Origin of the sequence: Melittangium boletus DSM 14713 (assembly GCF_002305855.1) — a bacterium.
GTDB lineage: Bacteria > Myxococcota > Myxococcia > Myxococcales > Myxococcaceae > Cystobacter > Cystobacter boletus.
In genome coordinates this window covers 876,434-897,521 of sequence record NZ_CP022163.1, presented here as the reverse complement: position 1 = coordinate 897,521, position 21,088 = coordinate 876,434, and the positions used below count along the sequence as shown (strand labels likewise).

General features: G+C 69.0%; 18 protein-coding genes. 4 read left to right on the top strand and 14 right to left on the bottom strand.

What is annotated here, in order from left to right; all coding sequences use genetic code 11:
* Positions 1–11 precede the first annotated feature (11 nt).
* From MEBOL_RS03715 to MEBOL_RS03670, 10 genes are all read right to left on the bottom strand, one after another.
* A complete protein-coding gene (locus MEBOL_RS03715; protein ID WP_095976108.1) occupies positions 12–1,223 on the bottom strand; it encodes an efflux RND transporter periplasmic adaptor subunit in 1,212 nt (403 codons plus the stop codon).
* Entirely contained in the window at positions 1,220–2,440 is a 1,221-nt protein-coding gene (locus MEBOL_RS03710; protein WP_245919434.1) for a TolC family protein, read from the bottom strand. Before MEBOL_RS03710 ends, MEBOL_RS03715 begins: the two co-directional genes overlap by 4 nt.
* A 121-nt stretch (positions 2,441–2,561) precedes the next feature.
* Positions 2,562–2,888, bottom strand: a complete 327-nt coding sequence (locus tag MEBOL_RS03705) for a DUF2946 family protein (RefSeq protein WP_095976107.1) — start codon at positions 2,886–2,888, stop codon at positions 2,562–2,564.
* A gap of 98 nt (positions 2,889–2,986) precedes the next feature.
* Positions 2,987–3,616 carry a hypothetical protein gene (locus MEBOL_RS03700; RefSeq protein WP_095976106.1) on the bottom strand — a complete coding sequence of 210 codons (630 nt, stop codon included), beginning with the start codon at positions 3,614–3,616 and terminating at the stop codon, positions 2,987–2,989.
* Complete coding sequence (locus MEBOL_RS03695; RefSeq protein WP_095976105.1) at positions 3,613–4,461, bottom strand: ribonuclease HII; 849 nt, start codon at positions 4,459–4,461, stop codon at positions 3,613–3,615. The genes MEBOL_RS03700 and MEBOL_RS03695 overlap by 4 nt, the downstream gene beginning before the upstream one ends.
* Before the next feature lie 66 nt (positions 4,462–4,527).
* Positions 4,528–4,914 carry a carboxypeptidase-like regulatory domain-containing protein gene (locus MEBOL_RS03690; RefSeq protein WP_095976104.1) on the bottom strand — a complete coding sequence of 129 codons (387 nt, stop codon included), beginning with the start codon at positions 4,912–4,914 and terminating at the stop codon, positions 4,528–4,530.
* Between the two features lie 43 nt (positions 4,915–4,957).
* A complete protein-coding gene (locus tag MEBOL_RS03685) occupies positions 4,958–6,403 on the bottom strand; it encodes a hypothetical protein (protein WP_157774739.1) in 1,446 nt (481 codons plus the stop codon).
* A gap of 26 nt (positions 6,404–6,429) precedes the next feature.
* The gene (locus tag MEBOL_RS03680) at positions 6,430–8,196 is read right to left on the bottom strand and encodes a M61 family metallopeptidase (RefSeq protein ID WP_095976102.1); all 1,767 of its coding nucleotides are present in this window, start codon (positions 8,194–8,196) and stop codon (positions 6,430–6,432) included.
* 35 nt (positions 8,197–8,231) lie between these two features.
* Positions 8,232–9,731: an RsmB/NOP family class I SAM-dependent RNA methyltransferase gene (locus MEBOL_RS03675; protein WP_095976101.1), complete on the bottom strand. Its 1,500-nt coding sequence runs from the start codon at positions 9,729–9,731 to the stop codon at positions 8,232–8,234.
* A 147-nt stretch (positions 9,732–9,878) separates the two neighbouring features.
* A complete protein-coding gene (locus MEBOL_RS03670; RefSeq protein ID WP_095976100.1) occupies positions 9,879–11,291 on the bottom strand; it encodes a purple acid phosphatase family protein in 1,413 nt (470 codons plus the stop codon).
* Between the two features lie 456 nt (positions 11,292–11,747).
* Here MEBOL_RS03670 and MEBOL_RS03665 point away from each other — a divergent pair, with 456 nt between their 5' ends.
* Positions 11,748–12,380: a hypothetical protein gene (locus MEBOL_RS03665; RefSeq protein ID WP_245919430.1), complete on the top strand. Its 633-nt coding sequence runs from the start codon at positions 11,748–11,750 to the stop codon at positions 12,378–12,380.
* A 121-nt stretch (positions 12,381–12,501) separates the two neighbouring features.
* Positions 12,502–13,176: a hypothetical protein gene (locus tag MEBOL_RS03660; RefSeq protein ID WP_157774738.1), complete on the top strand. Its 675-nt coding sequence runs from the start codon at positions 12,502–12,504 to the stop codon at positions 13,174–13,176.
* Positions 13,177–13,194: 18 nt separating this feature from the next.
* Here MEBOL_RS03660 and MEBOL_RS03655 read toward each other — a convergent pair whose 3' ends face one another.
* Together MEBOL_RS03655 and MEBOL_RS03650 are read right to left on the bottom strand one after the other, a co-directional pair.
* Positions 13,195–14,331: a peptidoglycan recognition protein family protein gene (locus MEBOL_RS03655; RefSeq protein ID WP_157774737.1), complete on the bottom strand. Its 1,137-nt coding sequence runs from the start codon at positions 14,329–14,331 to the stop codon at positions 13,195–13,197.
* Between the two features lie 158 nt (positions 14,332–14,489).
* Complete coding sequence (locus MEBOL_RS03650) at positions 14,490–16,799, bottom strand: MopE-related protein (RefSeq protein WP_095976096.1); 2,310 nt, start codon at positions 16,797–16,799, stop codon at positions 14,490–14,492.
* A gap of 130 nt (positions 16,800–16,929) precedes the next feature.
* On the opposite strand from MEBOL_RS03650, the gene MEBOL_RS42245 reads away from it, so the two are divergent.
* Both MEBOL_RS42245 and MEBOL_RS03640 read left to right on the top strand, forming a co-directional pair.
* Positions 16,930–18,771 (top strand): N-acetylmuramoyl-L-alanine amidase, encoded by a 1,842-nt coding sequence (locus tag MEBOL_RS42245; RefSeq protein WP_218920874.1) that lies wholly within the window; start codon positions 16,930–16,932, stop codon positions 18,769–18,771.
* A gap of 51 nt (positions 18,772–18,822) precedes the next feature.
* Positions 18,823–19,458 (top strand): HAD family hydrolase, encoded by a 636-nt coding sequence (locus MEBOL_RS03640; RefSeq protein WP_095976095.1) that lies wholly within the window; start codon positions 18,823–18,825, stop codon positions 19,456–19,458.
* 7 nt (positions 19,459–19,465) lie between these two features.
* Here the strand turns inward: MEBOL_RS03640 and MEBOL_RS03635 are convergent, their stop codons facing one another.
* Positions 19,466–20,269: an ABC transporter permease gene (locus MEBOL_RS03635; RefSeq protein WP_095976094.1), complete on the bottom strand. Its 804-nt coding sequence runs from the start codon at positions 20,267–20,269 to the stop codon at positions 19,466–19,468.
* The gene (locus MEBOL_RS03630) at positions 20,266–21,048 is read right to left on the bottom strand and encodes an ABC transporter ATP-binding protein (protein WP_245919428.1); all 783 of its coding nucleotides are present in this window, start codon (positions 21,046–21,048) and stop codon (positions 20,266–20,268) included. The genes MEBOL_RS03635 and MEBOL_RS03630 overlap by 4 nt, the downstream gene beginning before the upstream one ends.
* Positions 21,049–21,088 lie beyond the last annotated feature (40 nt).

Genomic DNA, 21,088 nt, shown 5'->3' with positions numbered 1-21,088 from the left:
CCATCGCCTCCCTAGTGGGAATGACCCGCGCCCAGGCTCTCGCGCGAGAGCTCGGACTTGAGGATGAACGCCCCCTGGGTGATGACGAGGGTGCCGGGCTCGATGCCGGAGACGATCTCCACCTCCTTCGCGGAACTGGCGCCCGTGCGCACGTCGACGGCCCTGTACACGCCGGGTTGCTCGGGGACGAAGACGACCTGTTCGCCGTTCACCTGCTGGACGGCCTCCCGGGGCACGACGAGCCGTGGGGTGTTCGTCTCCTCCGTGCCGGTGCCCGTGGCGATCTCCGCCTGGGCGAACATCCCCGGTTTGAGCGCTCCATCCTGGTTGGACACCACCACGCGCACGTGCACCGTGCGCGTCTTCTCGTTGACGATGTCCCCGATGTACGCCACGTGGCCCTGGAAGCGCCGTCCGGGAAGCGCCGAGAGGGTGATGTCCACGGCCTGGCCATTCTTCACCGCCGCCACCTGGACCTCGGCCACGTCCAGCAGTACCCACAACTCGGACAGGTCGCCCACGGTGAAGAGCGTCGTGGTGGCCTCCACCGCCTGGCCCACCATGCCGGTGATGTCCACCACCGTGCCGTCCAGCGGGCTGATGGCCGACAAGCGCGAGCTGTAGTGCTCGTTGCCCCGTAGGGCGGCGATCTCCGCGTCGGACAGTCCCAGCGCGTGCAGCCGTCCATCCGCCGCGTTGCGCTCGGCCTGCGCCGTCACGAAGGTGCTCTCCGCCTCGCGCATCTCCCGCTCGCTGGTGATGCCCTTGGCGAACAGCTCCTTCTCCCGGCGGTGGTTGTCCTCGGCCACCCGGGCCTTGGTCGCCGCGGAGAGGTAGTCGGCTCGGGCCCGGCCCAGCTCGGGGCTCTCCAGGTAGCCGAGCACCTGGCCCTTCTTCACCCGTTGCCCCAGGTTCACCTCGATGCTGGCGAGCCGTCCCGGCACCCGGGCGGCCACCTGGGCCACGCCTCGCTGGGAGAAGGACACCCGCGCGGGAGCCGTGAGCCCCACCGACAGCGGTTTGCGCCGGGCCTCCTCCGTCTTCAGCGCCGCCGAGCGCACCGCCTCCGGCGCGAGCCGCACGAGCCGCTCGTCGTGTCCGCCCTCGTCGTCAGGGCGCGCCTCGGCGTGTGCCTCCCGCGCGCCGTGTTCGTCTTCCTTCGTGCAGCCCTGGGCGAGCCCCAGCACCGCGAGAACCAGCCACCGCCCTCCGCGCGTGCTCATGGCTGGCCCTCCCCGAGCGTCCGCGTGAGCTGGGCTTCCGCGATCAGAAGCTCCTCGAGGGCCTCGATGTAGCCGCGCCGGGCGTCGAGCGCGTCCCGGCGGATGAGCAGCAACTGGAAGAAGTCCACCTTTCCGGCCCGGTATGCCTCGTTGACGAGCGCGAGGTTCTGTTGAAGCGCCTCCAGCACGTCTTCGCTGTAGACGGCCACGGCGGCACGCGCGGTCCGGTAGCGCTCCAGGGCGAGCCCCACCTCCGTGCGGACCAGCCGCTCCGTGGCCTCGAGCAGACCGCGCGTCTGCGTCAGCCTCGCGGCGCCCACGCCCCGGGCCGCCTGGTTGCGGTTGAAGACGGGCAGCTCGATGCCCAGCGTGCCCTGGACGATGCGCGCGCCCTCTTCCTGGCTGTAGCTGGCGCCCAGCCGCGTGCCGGGCCAGGCCTCCCGCGAGGCGAGTTCCACCTCGGCGCGGGCCGCGTCCAGCTCGGAGCGCGCGGCCTTCACGTCCGCGCGTCGCGCGAGTGCCCGCTCCACCAGGGCGTCGAGCGGCGGGGGGTCGGTCATCCCGGGCCGCAGCTCCCCCTTGGCCTCCATCGCCTCGGAGGGCTCCAGGCCCAGGAGCAGGCGCAATTCTCCTCGCGCGAGTGTCCGCCGCCGCTCCGCGAGCACCCGGGCATGGGCGGCCCGGCCCAGCTCCACCCGCGCCGTGTTCACCTCGATGCGCGAAGCGGCCCCGGCCGTCTGCCGTTCCTCGGCGGCCTGGAGCGCCTGCTCCGCCAGGAGTTGTCCCTCGTCCGCCAGCGACCACTCCTGCTCGGAGGCCAGGAGCCTCGCGAAGGCGCCCCGCACCTCGGCGGCGAGCGACACCCGAAGCGTCTCGAGCCGGGCCTCGCTCGCGGTGAGCTGCGCCGCGGCGGCCTCGCGGCGGGCTCCTCGCTGGCCGAAGAGTTCGAGCCGCTGGCTCACGCCCACCGTGACATCCAGGCTGCTCACGCCGTCGCGCAGCCGAGGGCCCACCGCTCCTTGCAACTCGGGGTTGGTCTGGGCGAGCAGCGACGCGCCGTCCAGCCGGGCCTGGGCGGACAGGGCCTCGGCGCGGGCGGACAGGAGGCGGGGACTGCGTTCCAGCGCGAGGGTGACCGCCTCCTCCTGGGTCAATGAGAGGGGCGCGGGGGCGGATTGAAGCAACAACCAGGTCATGAGGCAGAAGGACGCGAGCACGGAATCTCACCAACGAATCAGGGAGGGACGCCAACGGCGAGAGCCCTGGGCACACGGGTGCCCCGGGCGGGTCGTGGGACCGGGCCTGTCCTTCAATGAGGTGAGGGAGTTCGCCCGGTGCTCAGGCGCGGATGGGAGGCCGCAAGAGCCGGGCGCGCGTGGTGTCGGCCACGGCGTCGTGGACGAAGGGCGTGCGAGGGGACTCCCGGGGTTCCAGCGGGACGAGGCCTGGCGGGACGACGGGGGGCATGAGGGACTGGCTCACGCAGCACCGGCAGTGGTGCTCCGTGGGTCCGCACCCGTGCTCCTTGCCGCCCTCGAGATCCGTCTCTCCGGGGCCGTGGGCCACATGGCCCGCCACGGCGTAGTGCACGGCCAGCTCCAGTGCCTCCCCGAGGGCAGGCACCAGTCCGTTTAGCAGCAGGAGGACCAGGAGCAGGCGCAGCACCCCCGAGGGCCTAGCGCATACGCCCTAGGAGCCGCAACCCGGTCTTCACTTCCGTGGGTGGGAATGTGTCCCAACCGTCAGGTGGGAGGACCGGGGGCCTAGCGGTTCAAATGCGTGATGCCCGCCTCGAGCAGCGCGGCCACGCCCCGCCGCACCACGTGGACGACCTTGTGGCGGTGGGGTGTGCCCGGCTGGGTGTAGTGGCTGCTCACCTTGTGGTGCAGCTCCGTGGCTCCCCAGACGAGCACCAGGTCTCCCCATTCCAGGTCGCCTTGTGCCTGGCTGCCCGTGCGCCGCTCGGTCCCGTCCACCATGCGCAGCTGCAGCGGGCCGTTGAGCTTTTCCTCCAGCTCCTCGCGCACCGCGGGCGAGCCGCCCACCACCACCACCTTGCGAACGCCCCGGCGATTGCACGTCTCCAGGAAGGCCACTTCCGCCCGGCGGTTGTTCGAGCCTCCGCAGTGCTCGCAATGGCTCCGAGGGTCCACCGGCAACAGCGCGCGTCCACTCGCCCGAGCCACGTGCTGGCACTCCGACGCGGAACAGACCCGGTAGAAACGCTCGGCGAGGATCTGCTCGGCCCGGGGCAGCTTGGGCTCGCTGATGCGCGTCTTCCCCGGACGGGTGAGTCCCGCCTCCTCGAGCGCCGCCCGGGCCCGGCTCCGGGACTCCATCACGGTGATTCCCCGCTCGGCGAGCCAGCCATCGATGTCCTTGTCCGCGCTCACAAGGGTCCTCGTTCCGCGAAGAGTTCTCCCTGTGAAGGTGGCTCGGTCGCTCCAAGCGCCTCGCGCACCGGCGCGAAGCTGCGGCGGTGGATGGGCAGCACGCCCCGCTCGCGAATGGCCTGGACGTGCGAGGCCGTGGGATAGCCCTTGTGGTCCGCCAGTCCGTACCCGGGGTAGCGGACATCCAACTCCCGCATCGTCCGATCCCTCGTCGTCTTCGCCAGCACCGACGCCGCGGCGATGCTCAACGACAGGGCGTCGCCCTTGATGATGCCGCGCTGGGGCAAGGTGCACTCGGGGATGGTGAAGGCGTCCAGCAGTACATAATCCGGCTGGATTCCCAGCGCCTGGAGCGCGCGGTGCATCGCCAGCAGGCTCGCGCGGCGGATGTTGAGACGATCGATTTCCTCCGCCTCCGCGACGCCCACCGCCCACGCCACCGCGCCACGCTTGATGGCCTCGGCCAGTTCTTCCCGGCGCGCCTCGTCGCCAATCTTCTTGGAGTCGTCCAGCCCCTCCAGCTTCCAGCCCCGGGGCAGAATGGCCGCCGCGGCCACCACGGGACCGGCGAGCGGACCCCGGCCGGCCTCGTCCACGCCAGCGATGTGGGTATGGCCCTGCTCCCACAGCTCCGTCTCGTAGCGCAGCAGGTGGCGCAGGCGCTGCCCCTCGGCGCGGTTCTTCCCCTGCTGGGTGCGCAGGCGTCGGGCGAGCGTCCGGGCGCCTTGGCGACTGTCGGCTTCCAGGGCCTCCAGAAGCCCCGTGGGGACCGAGTGACAACCCGTGATGAAACGCTCGGTCAACTCCGCCACGGAACACCGCAGGAGATCTTCCACACTGGCCATGACGCCAACCTAGCGGGTCACGTCGTGTGGGACAAAGGTGCTATGGGGAGGCTTCCACCCGAGGGCTTATGGGTTCAATCGGAGCTGAACCGACTCGGGATCCGGGGAGCAGTGGCACTCGTCGCACGACCAGGCGACCTCGGCCGTGTCGCTCGACTTGGAGCCCGCGCGGGCCGTCAGCCGGACCTGGCCCGCGCCCAGCTCCTCGTTGACGGCGTGGGTGATGCCCTCGTCGCCCGTGACGCTGGTGATGGTGTTGCCCGTCTCCAGGTGGGTGGCCGACACGGTGGCGTCCGGTACTGGCATACCCTGGGCATTCACCACCTGCACCCGGAGTGTGACGAGGACGGCGGTGCAGACATCCGTCGGGCGATCGACGTGCAGGCCTCCATCACACGAGGAGAGCAACACGAGGCTCAACGGCACCAACCACGACGCGGGGACGCGGAACATGCGAAGGGAGTGCGCACGCCGCCTCCGGGACGCAACCCGGGTGTCAGCTGGTGGGCGGAAGCCGGGCCTGGGCGAAGCGCGAGGCGTCCGTCTCCGGATACCGGTCGACGATGTACTGGTACACCTCCTGGGCGCGGGCCGGTTCATTCATGCGCTCACCGAGCACGCGCGCCAGGATCACGAGGGCACGCGGGGCGAGGGGATCCTCCGGGGCCACGTCCGCCGCGCGCTCCAGCGCCTGGACGGCCAGGGCGTGGTTTCCCTGGCTCGCCGCCGCCTGTCCAACGAAGAGGTGCACCGCGGGGGCGATGCTCGTGCGGGGCAGGAAGCTCGCCGCGGCGTAGAGCTCCAATGTCCGGGGGATGTCACGGGCCTCCATGGCCGCGGTGAGCTCCCGGACCCGCGTCTCGGCGGCGACGAACTCGGACTCCGGAATGGCGTCCGGCAGGCCCAGACCTTCCACGCGCAGCGTGGTGCTCGGCGCCGCGTCCGGGAGGACCGGGGTGACGTAGTCGCTCGCCGCGCCGTACCCGAGTTCATCTCCCCGGGTGTACAGGAGCAGCCCGAGCACGTGTGCCATCAGGAAGAAGACGGGGAGCTCGATGACCTCGGCGATCCACCGGGTCAGGACGCCCAGGTCGAGCGAGCGGATGCCCGCGCCGAGAAAGCGCGTGCCCAGGTACGCGAGCCCCATGAGGAACAGGAACCCGAGGGTGATGGCGTAGTCCCGGCCGAGCCGCCGGATGGCGTGCAGACCCCGGATCGGGTTGAGCATGTCCAGCAGGTGCGTGCTGCTCGCGCTCAGCAACAGGCTCATGGGCAGGTAGGCGAGGCAGGCGATTCCCAGCACCCAGGCCAGGGGATCCCTCGCCAGGAGCTCCCAGGGCAGGGAGTGGAAGGCGCCCGTCATGTAGAACATGGGGTCGGACAGCAACCGGTCCTTGTACGCGACGACGTCCCAGCCACTGATGAACGCGAGGTAGAGCAGGGGCGGCAGCCAGACCACGCTGGTGGAGACCACGCCGCGCAGGGCGGGCATGAGCCAGTCGGCGAAGAGGTCGCTGTACTCCGGAATGGGGACGTCGCTCTCGCCCCGCGCGCTCGCCAGGAGGATGGCGAAGAAGCAACCCGAGTAGACGCCCACCAGCAGCGCCGCGGGCGCCAGACGCAGCACGATGAGCGTCACCTGGGTCATGAAGGTGAGGACGGTCAACACCGTGCCCACCCCCAGCACCATCGCCAGGAAGCGGGAGGACTGGGCATAGCGCCACGCGAGGCGCAGCCGCTCGGCGAGCGGCATCTGCCGCGAGCGGTGCAGGCGCAGGGTCTCGGCCCGGTCTCCACATCGCCGGCAGGCGAGCACGTCCACCGTGTGCATGCGCCGGGCTTCCACGCACTGGGGACACAGGGCGGAGCCACACCCCACGCAGCGCCAGCCAGCGGTGGCGGAGGGGTGGCTCTTGCATCGGACGAGCGACGGAACGGACATGGACGGGAAGACCCCCGGCACCGAGCCTATCCCAACTCGTCCCAGGCCGTGCCGAGCCACGCCTGGAGCGCCGCCTTCTGCGCGTCGGTGGGCTTGTCCACGCGGGCGAGCCATACGGCATCCGCGGGCTTCTGGCCGAGCACCACCGGGACTTCCACCAGCTTGTCCCGGCGGAACACCGTGAGCCGGACCGTGTCGCCGGGCGCCTTGTCCTCGCAGCGCGACAGCAGGGCGGCGGTGTCCACCCGCCAGCCGTCGAGCGCCACGAGTTCATCGTCCACGTACACCCCCGCTTCCTGCGCGGGCGAGCCCTCCAGCACCGAGGCGAAGGTGGCGCCCCCCTTGGGGGTGATGCCGAGCCATCCCCTGGGCCGGCCCTCTCCCCGGGCGCGTGGCGGAGGCGTGCCGCCGCGGTCGCTCGCGGACTCGCGGGGACGCGAGCGCACCTCCAGGCCCACGTGGGCGAAGACCGAGAAGTCCAGCTCCTCCGTGCTCCGCACCGCCCGGTCGAAGAAGGCGCTCAAGTCCTTGCCCGCGAGCTCCGAGGCCGCCGCCTCCACGCCTTCCTCGGGGACGCCGGAGCCATCTCCGTGGCGCTCCCACAAGAGGCGCATCAAATCGTCCAGGCCCCGTGCGTCGTCCGTGGCGCGCCGCAACTCCAGGTCCAGGAGCACCGCCACCACCTCGCCCTTGAGGTAGTAGGAGATGGCGCTGTTGGGACTGTGCTCGTCCGGGCGGTAGTGCTTCACCCAGCACAGGAACGAGGACTCGGCCAGCGTCTGCGTCTTGCGGCCCGGCGTGGCCTGGAGGGCGGACAGCGTCTCCCCCAGGCGGATGAGGTAGCGGCTCGCGCTCATCAGCCCCGCGCGCAGCACCATGCGGTTGTCGTAGTAGGAGGTGACTCCCTCGAAGGCCCAGAGCAGCGAGGTGTAGTTCTCCTGGGCGTAGTCCATGGGGACGAAGGCCCGGGGCTTCACCCGCTTGATGTTCCACAGGTGGAAGTACTCGTGGGCCACCAGGGTGAGGAAGTCCTCCCAGCCGCGCGGGTTGTGGAGCCCCACGCGGGGGAAGAGCAGCGCCGTGGACGCCTGGTGCTCCAGCCCTCCACGCCCCTTGTCCGTGAGGTAGAGGAGGAAGAGGTAGCGCTTCATGGGCAGGCCGCCGAAGAGCCTCGCCTGGGTCTCGCAGATGCGCTGCAGGTCCGCGCACAACCGGGCCGGGTCCTGCACCGCGTCCCCCCACACCACCACCTCATGAGGAACGCCCGCCGCCACGAAGGTGAGCGGGGTGTGGGGGCCCACCTCGAAGGGGCTGTCCACCAGCGCGTCGTAGCTGTCCGCCACGAAGGCTCCGTCGCGGGAGTCGAGCGCCGTGAAGGCCTTCCACCCCGCGGGCGCCTCCACGGTGACGTGGTGCGCGAGGCCTCGCGTGGCCTCGGTATAAAGGAAGAGGTTGGCGCCGTTGAAGTAGCCGTGGCCGCCATCCAGGTGGCTCGTGCGCACGGACAACTCGTGGGCATAGACGCGGTAGCTCAGGGTCACCGCGCGGCCCCGGGCGTCCACCCGCCAGGTGCGCTTGTCCGTGCGCCGCACCGCGAGCGCTTCCCCGTCGGGATTGGTGGCCCTCACGTCCTGGAGGTGGCGGGAGAACTCCCGCACCATGTAGCTGCCGGGCGTCCACACCGGCAGCACGGCCTCGAGCGTGTCCGGGCCGGGAGGAAAGGTGGCCCGCACCTCGAAGAGGTGCGTGTGCGGGCGGAGCATCGAGACCCGATAGTGGACCACTTCCGGCATGCCTTTTCCTCCAGGAAGCCTCTCGGAGGGAGAGGTTACTTCGCGCGCACGAGGATGGCCCCGAAGAATCCATCCGTGCCGTGCAGGTGCGGGGCGAGCCGCAGGAAGGGCCCCGCGCTCACCTTGGCGCCCAGTTCCGCGCCCAGTTCGTCCGCCACCGGACGCACCGTGTACTCCGGATGCCGCGAGAGGAAGTCCTCCACCACCGCCTCGTTCTCCTCGCGCAGCACGCTGCACGTGCCGTAGATGAGCCGGCCTCCGGGCTTCACCAGGTGGGAGAAGCGCTCGAGCAGCTTCTTCTGCCGCACCACGTGCTCGGCGAGCATCTCCGGCGTGAGGCGATAGCGCGCGTCCGGCTTGCGCCGGAGGGTGCCCGTGCCACTGCAGGGCGCGTCCACCAGCACCCGGTCCGCCTTGCCCTGGAGGGCCGCCAGGGCCGTGTCCACCTCGGGGCCGTCCGCGGGGATGAGCTGGGTGCGCACGTTGTGCACGCCGGCCCGGCGCGTGCGCTTGCGCAGATCCTCCATGCGCCCCTCCTCGACGTCGAGCGCGTACAGGTCTCCCCGGTTCTTCATCTGCACGGCGAGCTGCAGCGTCTTGCCACCCGCGCCCGCGCACGCGTCCACCACCTTGGTGGGCGGCGCGTCCACGAGCATGCCGAGCAGCTGGCTGCCCTCGTCCTGCAGCTCGAAGGCGCCGTCGCGGAAGGACTCGAGCGAGAAGGCGTTGATGCGCGTGTCGAGGACGAGTCCAAGCGGCGACAGGGGCGTGGGCGTGGTGCTCACGCCTTCCTTCGCCAGCAGGGCCCGCAGGGCCTCCCGGTCTCCCTTCAGGCCGTTGACGCGGGCGGTGAGGGGGGCACGCTCGTTCATCGCCTCGGCGGCCTTCTCGGCATCCGCGCCGAACGCCTCCCGGAAGCGCGCCGCGAGGAAGTCCGGCAGCGACGCGGCGATGGGGAAGCGCTTGTCCGGGGCCAGGCCCTCCAGCGTCCTCGCGGCGTGCGCGAGCCCGGACAGGCCCTCGGTGCCCATCACCGCGAGCTGCGAGGAGCGCTCCACGTCGGCCACGCTCTCACCGTGCAGCACGCGCGAGGCGGCCAGCCGCAGCACGTCCTGGTGCGTCCGATCCAGCTTGGTGAAGCCCCGGTGGGCATGCTCCAGGAGGAAGTCCACGGTGCGCTGGCGACGGAGCAGGGCATACACCCGCTCGGCCACCGCCCGGCGCTCGTTGGAGTAGAGGTTCTTCTTGTGCCGCAGGGTGAAGTCGAGGGCCCGGTCCGCGAGGCGTCCCTCGTGGCGGATGAAGCCATAGGCCTCGAGGCACGCCTGGAGGACCAGGTCCTCGCGCACGGGGCGCTCTCCACGCGGTGCCTCGGAGGTGGACCGGCGAGCGGGCTCCCGGCGATTCGTCTCCCGGTGCGCGGGCTTCCGGTGAGGCGCCTTGCTGTTGGGAAATTCCTGGCGAGAGGACTCACCGCGAGGGGCTTCACTGCGAGGCTGGGATGCCCGGTCGGGAGGGCGGGGGTTCTTCTTCATGAAAGGCTCCGGCGGCCCGGCAGGAAGGTGGGCCCGCGTCTGTCATCATCAAGGCGCATCGCATCCCGGACGCTCGATGACAAGGACGGAAGGCACTCCCGGGCCGCTTCCCGGCCGTCGGAAGTATTCCGCTGTCCGGGGGAGCCGCTAGCGGCGGCGGCGGCGCAGGGCCCCGGCGAACACGAGGATGGCCCCGGGCAGCAGCGCCATCGCGGGTCCAGCCGAGCAGCCCGCGGCCGTGGGACCGAGATCCTCGGCGGTCTCCGCGCCCGTGGGCAGGGGGTTGGTTCCGCCCGAGGGACTGGGAGACGGGGCTGGAGTCGGAGCCGGGTCCGGCTGACCCGGGGTGGGGGTCGTCTCGTCCGCGGTCGCCGGCGGGGGCTCGGGCTCCGGGGGGAGTTCCTTGGTCAGCGTGAAGCTGTCCATCACCTTGCCCGAGGGGGTGAGCATCTGGGCGGTGAGGGTGCCGTCCTCGGCCTTGACGTCGAGGTAGCCGTGATCCCCGTTGTTGCGAAGCACGGACCAGGAGGGCTTGCTGCTCGTGCTCATGTCACGCAGGCCCGCGCCGCCGCTGCCCACCACCAGGTAGACCGGGGCCCGGGTGCCCGAGGCCGCCACCGCGTCCCCCTTCATGGGCTGGCTGCGCTCGTAGTCATGGTCATGCCCGGTGAGCACCAGGTCCACCCCATACTCCTCGAAGAGGGGGGCGAACTGCTTGCGGATGTTCGGCTGTGAGCCGTGCTCGCCGCTGCTCCAGGGTGGGTAGTGCATGAAGGCGATCTTCCAGGGCGCGGTGCTCGCGGCCAGGTCCTCCTCCACCCACTGCCGCTGCGCGGCCGGCGTGCAGCGGCTCGAGGGCGCCAGGCCCAGCGCGCAACTGGAGTCGATCGCCACGAAGTGCACGAAGCCCCAGTCGAACGAGTAGTAGGACTCGCCGCCGGTGGAACTGGTGGGCAGGTAGAGGTTGTCGAAGTAGGGCTGGCCCTGGTTCGTCTCGTACTCGTGGTTGCCGGGCACGGCGAAGAAGGGCACCTGCGCGAGCAGGGGCGCCATGGGCTCGAAGAGGTTGCGCTGGAACTCGGCCTCGGTGCCCGACTCGTAGGCGTTGTCCCCGAGCGCCAGGAAGAGCTCCGGCGCGCGGCCGAGCATGGCGCGCGCCACCTGCTTCTGGTCATCGCTGTTGGAGCCGAAGTCGCCCACGGTGGTGAAGTGCACACGGCGCACGCCGGGCTTGGACGCGGTGGAGAACGTCACCGGGTTGGTGCGCGCGCCGCACGCATCCACCACATAGGTGTACGCGGTGCCGGGCTCCAGGCCCGAGAGTTCGACCGCATGTTTGGTCGCCGGGTTGGGCGCGGTGACGCGCTGGTCGGTGCTCCCATGGGTGCCGTAGTAGACGGTGGGCGCGCACGAGGCGCTGAGCCGGAAGGCCACGGTGGCGCTGTCCGTCCCCACCCGCTGGAGGTAGGGCTCACGCGACAGGCTCGCGGCCTGGGCACTGCCCGCCACGAGAGCAAGCGCGGTCACGGCGCCGAGCGCCAGGGAATGCAGTCGGTGCATGAATCCTCCTGTCCGAGCCATTCGGACGGGAGTGGAACCGTCCGCCACCGGACATCCATCCGGGATTCATCCGGCTAACCGCCTGGGAGGCAGGCGGCGAGACGAGGGGCTGCAACAGACGGCCCATGGCCCTTCCTGGCGAGGGCGAGCCCCTGATTGAGGCTTAGGCGTAGATCCGTCTCTCTAGACAGGCGGGCCACATCGCGCTGTCGAAATAGGTCGCGGGCACCTGTCTCTCATCACACCTGACCTCAAAGGACTTGTGAAGGGACTTGACTTGAGTGGTCAAGTCCGTTTGTCTGTACCGCGATCCTGGAGGGCGCGCACGTGGCGGATGTGAAGAGCGGAAAGGGTGTTGGATTAGGGCCGTTCGAACTTGGCCGGAGGTTCGAGGAAGTGGGGCCCGACCTCGGATGCCTTCATGAAGCGTGGCACGCGGAGACGGGCAGGCCCGCCTTGCGCTTCTTTCTCAGCGAGCGCGTGGACTGGCGACCCTTGGGGCGCTGCGAGGTGCTGCTCGTCTGGGAGCCCTCAACGTCCTCGGTCACCTTCTTCGTGGGTCAAGCTCCCGTGACGCTGTCCTCGACGGACCTGGCGAACGTGCTCGTGCTGGCCTCCGCCGTGTACACGCGTGTGGAGGATACGGCCGAGGCCCACGCCCACCTGTTATCGGGGGGAAGTGGGCCAGCGGCACGGCCCTCGCGAGCCCGCCGCGACTGGCGAGTGGGGGCGGGCGGCTTCGTCGCGGGCCTTGTTCTGGGGCTGGGAGCCTGGTTTCTGATGAGCCGTCATGACAAGTCGTTACGGGCTGCCGTGTCCGGGTTCGCATATCCCTCCGATGCGACCTTCCTGGCGGACGTCGATGACCCGGGCCCCGTGTCTCCGTCCTACCCCTTGCCCGACAAACCCTTTCGCAATCAGGGCACGCCTCCCTGCAAGACCAAGAAGGCGGCCGTGGAGATCAACGGGGGATGCTGGGTGGAACTCGCGCAGAAGCCGCCTTGCGATGACGAGGTCGCGGAGTACAAGGGCAAGTGCTACCTGCCCACCACGAAGGGAAAGCCGTTGCCGCAATCCGTCGAGCCCTGACAGGCGTATGTTCCTGGTGGTCCGGCCCTCCTCTATAGCGGTTCTCCTCCGCTACTCCGCGCTGGAACGAAGTCCGCGAGGCGTCCTCGATCGCGCCTATGATCACGAGGGAGGGGTGACGATGAGCATGCATGACACCGGGACCCAGATTGAGTCCCTCGAACGGGAACAGCAGCGGCTGCGCCGACAGGTGCGTGGGCTGACGGTGGGACTGATCCTCCTGACGCTCCTCCTCCTCGTGGGAGAAGCGGTCAGGTGGCTGGGGCCGCGCGGGCTGGAGCCGACGGCACCCGGTGCGCTCCGGGTACGCCACCTCACACTGGTGGACGAGGCGGGACGGACACGGGCTGAGCTGGGGTTCATGTCGGATGGGAGGGAGCCCCAATTGGTGCTCTCCCACCCGGATGGACGACCCTGGGCGACCCTGTCGGTGGCACCTCCTCCTGGTGCTCCCCCCGAGCAGCGGCAGGCCTCCTTGCTGCTCCAGGACGAAGCAGGAAAGGCGGGAGTCTCATTGGGGGCTTCCAGTACGCGGAGTGGAGTGGTTCTTCATGGGACCCAGGGGACGCTCGGGCTGGGTCTGTACGTGGAACCGGATTCCCGGGGACTTGTCATCTCGGACGGCGAGGTGCCTCGCATTCACCTCCAGCACGACCAGCATGAGGAAGCCAGCATCTCGCGGCTGCGCTTCCTGGACGAGCAGCGGCGGGAGCAAGCCGCTCTCGTTGGGGGGAGTGGAGGCGGGTCCTTCAAGCTCTACCGCCCGGAGGGAGAGCGCGCCTTCCAGGCCCCGTGAGTGGCCACGTGTCGCCATCTACTTGAGTTTCGCGGCTTCCTGCTCGGCCGCCGCGAGTTGAGCTTCGGCCTCCGCGAGTTCCTTCACTGTCTTCTGGGTTCGCGTCCGGATGAGGTCGACGTGGGACGCGAGCTTGCCGCCTGGACACACGGTCACCTTGCCTCCCCGCTCGACGTCGCGGTGCTTGAGGATGTTGGCCGGGTCGAGCTGGTACTGCTGGACGAGATGGTTGACGAGGAGTTGCAAGCTCGTGAGCTGCGCGTTCGTGGGGGTGTCGGGGCTCCAGCCATTCTGGATCCTGCTCTCGAAATCTCCCGTCAACACGATACCAATGGAGCCATAGTCCGGATCCTTCTTGATGTCTTTGTTCCCCTTGATGAGGCCGGCATGGGCCCCCACGACATCCATCTCACGGCCCTCGTGAATCTTCCCGTTTCCCGTGATCACGAAGTGGTAGGGCATGTCGGAGTAGCCTGCGTCATCCATCTCCTTGTCCTGTAACTGCCGAGCTGTCTGATGCTGCGGCTCGGCGGTGTGGTGCACCACAATGCGATAGAGGGGCAGGGACGCGTTCTTGGGGTACTCGTCCCATCCCTTGCTCTTGTCTGGCGGACGGGCGCCCCACTGCTCGCGGGAGATGACGGTGGCCTGGAATTGCACTCGAAGTGCTTCGAGTTGTTGATGGGCCCGCGCGAGTTTGCTTCCGACAATGCTCGCGAATGGATTCAAGAGTTCGATGGGCTGGGCCACTCGCAGGGGAATCAGTAGGCCACGAATGGCCCCTTGCTTCATCTGGGCGAGTTGAGGCGCACTCAGCTTCTTGAGCAATACGAGGACATCTGTGTCCTTGAAGCCATTGAGCAATGTCGCGGCATCCAGCCAGTCATTCGCCGCGAGGGCTGCTTGGTACTGCGCCAGTTTCCGCGGTGCGACTGCCAACTTCGGTGAGACGTACCCGATCAGTTCCTGCGATACATAGCCCTTGAGTAGACGACCATCGCGGGTCACGTCGATGCGCAGCCACCCTTGTTCCTTGCCGACAACCGTGACGCGGGTGTCGCGTGGAAGATCAGCGAGGATGCCCTGGTATGTGCCACGTGGATTCTTGTAGGGCTTGTCTCGCAGCGCCGCGCTCCAATTGAGCACCTTGCCCATCCAGGGGTACACCGACGGGGCTTCTCCTGAACGGTTCGCTTGTGGCTTGTAGGGCATTCCTCTTCCCCCGGTTCGGGTCCGTGTCGATGACGACCGCTCTTCATCGTACGTGATGGCCCGTTGGGAAATCACGTCACCCAGAGCCCCGTGGGGCGCGCTCAGCGTGGCCAGTGGAAGATCTTCCCGTTCTCGCCCACCACCCAGAGATCGTCGGGGCGGGTGCCCGCGATGTCATAGAGGTCGCGTCCGGTGTTCACACCGGAGAGCGCGGCCCAACTGCTTCCATTGTACCGGTAGACCTTCCCGCTCGCCGTGGTGACGTAGAGGGCGTTCTTCCCGAAGGCGACCACCGAGAGCAGATCCTCGTTCGCTGGTGCCGAGTGCTTGCTCCAGGCCGTCCCGTTCCACATGAGCACGGAACTGCTCTCGCCGACGGCGTAGGCCAGCTTCGAGTTCACGACCCAGACACCCCGGAGTTTGTCGTCCACGACTCCGGAGACGTTCTGGACGAGTTCGCTCGCCCAGTCGTTCTGGCTTGGCTTGAAGCGGTAGATGCGAGCGCCTACTCCCGTGGAGGCATTGGTGTCATAGCCACCCACTGCGAAGAGCACGTCGCGCGAAGAGCCATGCACATCCCAGAGGGGGGCTATCGCGGTGGGGCCACCGCTGCCCGAGCCTCCGGGACTCCACCAGTACGCATGTCCTTCGTCGGACTGGCTACGAGACTGCCCGACGACGTGCAATTCCAGTCCGTCTCCCGGCAAGGCGAGGCCGGTGAGGCCCCGGACGTCGGTATCCTGGGCGGCGTTTCCGGGCGTACAACTCGCGTTTCCCAGGCCGCGCCCACCGGTGGCGGTGTTGGTCCCCCCGAGGTAGGCGGTTCCCGTCCTCGGGTCCGCCCAGACGCCGTACCAGTCGCCCGTGCAGGTGGGCATCAGGAAGGTCGTCTGTCCCGGCTCGCGCACGCGCAGGGCGTTGTTGCCAGCGATCCACACACCCCCGTTGTTCCCCACGGACACCGAGCGCCAGTTGGTCGTGCCCGCCGACTGGTCCACCCAGCTTCCTCCGCCCGCGGGGCACGCGCCGGGATCGTCCACCGTGCCGTTGCAGTTGTTGTCCTCCTGGTCGCACAGCTCGCTCGCGTTCGCGTGCGTGAAGGGGTTGCCATCATCGCAGTCGCCCGCCTGGACGATGTACCCGGGGCTGGGCGCGCAGGTCAGCACGCCCGCGTCTTCCTTGCCGTACTGGTCGAGGTCTTCGTCCGGGTAGTAGTTCGATGGCTGCGTGACGTAGGCGCACTGGGTGCCGCCGTCCGTCGCGCATCTTCTTTCTCCGGTGCAGCCCAGGCCTGGATCGCAGCTCGCGCCCAGGTTGAAGCCCTCGTCCTGTGTCCCGTCACAGTCGTTGTCCAGCCCGTCGCAGAGCTCCGGCGCGTTGACGTACACGTTCGCCCGGGTGTCATCGCAGTCGTTCGCGTTGTCGACGTAGCCGGGGCGCGTGGGCTCGCAGCTCATCACGCCCGCGTCGGCCGCGCCGCGAGTGTCCTGGTCGTTGTCCGGGTACAGCACGGTGGGCGTGGGGCTGTCACACCTCACGCTTCCATCCGAGGCGCAGGCGGCCAGGCCCGCGCATCCGCCCTGGCCCGAGCAGGCGAGCCCCACACCCAACCCCTCGTCGCTCCTGCCGTCACAATTGTCGTCCACCGCGTTGCACACCTCGGCGGCATTCGTGTGGCGCTGGGGGTTGTTGTCGTCGCAGTCGAGGTCGTTGGCCACGTAGCCCTCGGGCTGCTCGCAACTCGTGATGCCCGGGCCTCGTGCGCCCTGGCCATCCTTGTCCACATCGGGATGCCACTGGCCCAGCCTGTTGGCCATGCAGCTGATCGCGCCCTGGTCGTCGCAAGCCCAGGCGCCCTGGCAGCCCTCCGGTGAGGCACACATCGCACCGACGTCGAAGCCCTCGTCCTGCTTCCGGTCGCAGTTGTCGTCCCTGTTGTTGCAGAGCTCCTTCGCGTCGGGGTTCACGCTGGCCGTCGTGTCGTCGCAGTCATGGCCGCCCGCGTTGTCCCAGGACACGTAGCCATCCCCGTCCTGGTCGATGGCTTCCAGCTTCAGTGTCTCGTTGGCGACCTGGCCCTTGCCCACCGTCACCGTCCGGGTGTCGGTGGCCACCCGCGAGTCTCCTGCCGTGCAGACCTTCTCGAAGGCCTCCGCCGTCACGGTCAGGCGGTTGCTCCAGCCGGCCTCGCGGAAGGCGGCCACCGTCACGCTCCCTCCCGTGACCGCGCCCTTGCCCGCGAGCTCCGTCGTGCGCTCCTCACCCGCGCCCTCCGCGTCCTTCACGCTCACCCGGATGCAGCCGGGCTTGAAGCCGGAGTAGGAGACGGTGAGCTTCACCGCTCCCTCGGAGTTGTTTCGACAACCGGTGAGAGCCAGCAGACCAACGAGGAGCACGAGACGCGGGGGCATGGCCGGTCATTATGGCCGGATGCCATGCCCTGGCGACACGCGGTGTGGACCACGACCCGCTCACGGGAAAAATGGAATAGCCTGTAATCCCCCAAGAACACTCCTCGTGTGACGAGGACAGGAGGATTCCATGAAGAACAGGTCCGGGATGGTCGTGCTCACCGCCTCGCTGGCATTGGCGCAGGCGTGTGGCACGAACGAGCAGCAGGACGCCGCTGTCGCCACCGAGCAGGTGGCCGAGACAGGGACGGAGGCCTCTGTCCGCGAGGATGTGTCGTTCGATGCGCTCTTCCGGGAGGCGGGTGGGGAGTTCAACGTGCCGCCCGCGCTGCTCAAGTCCATCGCGTTCGTCCAGACGCGCTACCAGATGGTGGAGGGAGCCGAGGAGTTCGAGGGGCGCCCGGCCGTCTTCGGAATGATGGCGCTTCCGGGAGCGCTGCTCGAGGAGGGCGCGAAGCGGGCCCGCGTCACGGTGGCGCAGGCCAGGACCGACGCGCGCTCCAACGTTCGGGCGGCGGCGGCGCTGCTGTCGCACCGCGCGGAGTCACTTCGGGTGGACCGGACGCGGGCGAGCCAGTGGGCGCCGGCGGTGGAGGCGGTCTCCGGCATCCAGGACGAGGCGGGCCGCCGCAGCTTCGTCCAGGATGAAGTCTTCCGGACGCTGCGCCTGGGGCTGGGGACGCTCTCGAAGGAGTGGGACGCGAGCGGGCAGAGCCTGGCCGCGGAGCCGGTGGGACAGCGCACCCAGGCGCTCGCCGCCGGTCCCGACTACGCGCCCGCCGTGTGGCGGCCCTCGCCCAACTACAACGCCCGGCCCCTGTCTCCGCGCATGGTGATCATCCACACCTGTGAGAGCGGCTACTCGGGGTGCTGGAGCTGGCTGACCAACACCCAGTCGCAGGTGAGCGCGCACTACGTGGTGCGCGAGGACGGACTGGAGATCAGCCAGTTGGTGCGCGAGGGAAGCCGGGGCTGGCACATCGGCGCCACCTATCAATGCAGCAACAACAGTGGGATGGAGTGCGGGCTCAACGGCCGAAGCGCCAACGACTTCACCATCGGCATCGAGCACGGGGGGTATGCGGCGTCGAAGACCTGGCCGGTGGGACAGATCGACGCCTCGGCGCGGCTGTTGTGCGACATCACGCGGGACAATGGGATTCCCCGCGACCGCTACCACGTGGTGGGTCACGGCCAGTTGCAGCCCTACAACCGCACGGATCCCGGCGCCAACTGGCCCTGGACGGACTACCTCAACCGGGCCAACGCCCACTGTGGTGGGGGGTGCTCGGTGGGGGGAGCGATCCTGACGCGCTACAACCAGCTGGGCGGTGCCGGGGGCATTCTCGGCCCGTGCACGACGAACGAGCTGAAGACGCCGGACGGGGTGGGCCGCTTCAATCACTTCCAGAAGGGCAGCATCTACTGGACGCCGGAGACGGGGGCCTGGGAGGTGCACGGCCTCATCCGCGCGAAGTGGGAGGCGCTGGGCTGGGAGACGGGCGTGCTGGGCTACCCGACGACGGGTGAGATGGCGACGCCGGATGGGGTGGGCCGCTTCAACCACTTCAAGAAGGACGGCACGTTGGGCAGCATCTACTGGACGCCGGAGCTGGGGGCCTGGGAGGTGCACGGCCTCATCCGCGCGAAGTGGGAGGCGCTGGGCTGGGAGACGGGCGTGCTGGGCTACCCGACGACGGACGAGACGGCGACGCCGGATGGGGTGGGCCGCTTCAACCACTTCAAGAAGGGCGGCATCGAGGGCAGCATCTACTGGACGCAGGCCACGGGGGCCCACGAGGTGCACGGCCTCATCCGCGCGAAGTGGAAGGAGCTGAACTGGGAGAAGGGCGCGCTGGGCTACCCGGTGTCGGACGAGTACGCCGTCACCGGCGGCCGTGAGAGCGAATTCCAGAAGGGATTCCTCACGTATAACGCCGCCAGCAACTCGGTGACGGTGCGGATGAAGTAGCGTCCCCATCCGCGCTCCGAGGCGTGTTCCCGCTGTGCCGAAAGGACCTTCGTGCTCATCATCTTCGATTGTGACGGCGTGCTGATTGACTCGGAAATCCTGGCGGCGGGGGTGCACTCCCAGCTGCTGGGTGAGCTGGGCCTCGCCATCACCCAGGAGGAAGTCATCACGCGCTTCACCGGGCTGACGGATGCGCAGCTCGTGGAGCTGGTGGCCCAGCAGCTCGGGCGCCCTCTGCCAGAGGATTATCTGGAGCGCGCGCTCTTGGAGCTCGATCGCCGGCTGGAGAGCGTGAAGGCCATCGAGGGGGTGCACGCGCTGCTCGATCGGCTCAGCGGGCCGCGCTGCGTCTGCTCGAACTCGAGCACCCAACGGCTGAGGATCAGCATGACGGCGGCGGGACTCTGGAAGCGCTTCGAGCCCCACATCTTCTCGGCTCCCGAGGTGGGCCGCTCGAAGCCCGCGCCGGACGTCTTCCTGCACGCGGCCCGGGTGTTCGGCGTCAGCCCGAAGGACACCGTCGTCATTGAGGACTCCGCGCATGGTGTCCACGGGGCCGTCTCAGCCGGCATGCGGGTGATTGGCTTCACCGGCGGCGGGCATAGCTGGCCCGGTCATGCGGAAACACTGCGGGAAGCGGGGGCCATGAAGGTGGTCTCCCGCTTCTCGGACCTGCACCTGGAGTAGCCCCTGCTCAGGTCACGCTTTCCGCGCTGTAGCGGGCGATGCGGCCCGTGCGGACGGCCTCATGGTAGACGCGGGTGAAGAACCCGCAGGCGAGCACCAGCGCCGTCAGGGCCAGCCCCATGCCCCAGGCGAGCGAGTGCCCCGAGAACCCTCCCCGCGAGACGATCTCCCTCATGCTCTCGAAGACATAGGACGGGGGGGTCAGGCGCGAGGCCCACTGCATCCACTCGGGCAGCGCGGAGCGCGGATAGAAGACGCAGGCGAAGGGGGCGACCACGGCCGGAATGGGCCAGATGAGCCATTCCGCGGCCGGCCCCAACCGGAGCACCACGGCGCTGCCGAACACCCCCAGCGCGATCCCGAACAGGAAGAGCACCAGGAAGAACGGCGCGAGCATCAGGCCATAGGTGATTAGCGACAGGTCGAACACCGCCCACGCGACGAGCACCATCACCCCGAGTCCGATACTGCTCGTCACGATGCTCGAGAGCACGAGCCCGGCGAGGTATTCGGAAATCCGCAGGGGGGTGGCGAAGAGGTTGAGGAAGTTGCGCGACCAGACATCCTCGAAGAACGCCATCGTCACGCCCTGCATCACGCGCGTGAGGAAATTCCAGAGCAGCACCGCGCCCAGCAGGGATGACACGAAGTTGATGCCGGAGGCCGAGACGCTGTCGAGGTAGCGGGTGATGAATCCCCAGAGGGTGACGTCGATGGCCACCCAGACGAACAGCGGCAGGATGCGCGCGGGGCTTCCCCGGAGCAGGTAGAACTGGCGCAGCAGGATGGCGGCGATGTGCGAGGAATTCATGACACCGCCCTCGTGTGCTCCAGCGCGTCCGGTCCGCGGACCACGGAGATGAAGAGCTCCTCGAGCGTCGCCTTGCCGTGCTCGGCCGGCAGCGTCCGGGGGTTGCCCTGGAGGAGGATCTTCCCTCGCGAGACGATGAGCACCCGGTCACAGACCTCCTCGACCTCGTACATGTTGTGGGACGTCCACAGCACGCCGCCAGGGCCCTGGGTCGCGAAGTCACGGATGCGGGTACGGATGTCCCGGGCCGTCGCGGGATCCAACGAGGCGGTGGGCTCGTCCAGGAGGAGCAACCGGGGCTCGTTGAGCATGGCCTTGGCCAGCGTCAGCCGGGTCTGCTCTCCCGAGGAGAGCACGCCGCTCTTCGTGTCGCGGAAGCGCCGCAGGTCGAAGCGCGTGAGCAGCTCCTCGATGCGCGCGGAGAGCTTCTTCACGCCGTAGAGCATCCCGAAGACGCGCAGGTTCTGCTGGACGGTGAGGTTGCCGGGCAGGGGCGCGTAGATGGCGGCGAAGTTGGTGTGCGCGAGCGCCTGGGCCCGGGCCTTCGCCAGGTCCACCCCCTCGATGAGGATGGTTCCCGCGCTGGGCTCGAGGATGCCGAGCACCATGTTGATGGTGGTCGTCTTTCCCGCGCCGTTGCCGCCGAGCAGCCCGACGATCTCCCGGCGGCCCACGTGGAAGGACAGGTCATCCACGGCGGGGGTGCCGCCGTAGTGCTTGCGCAGCGCGACGACCGACAGGACGTTGGAGGCGGGGGGATCCAATGAGGGCGTCTTCACGGAGCCAAGCTCTACGCGAGGATCGCCGGTACTTCCACCC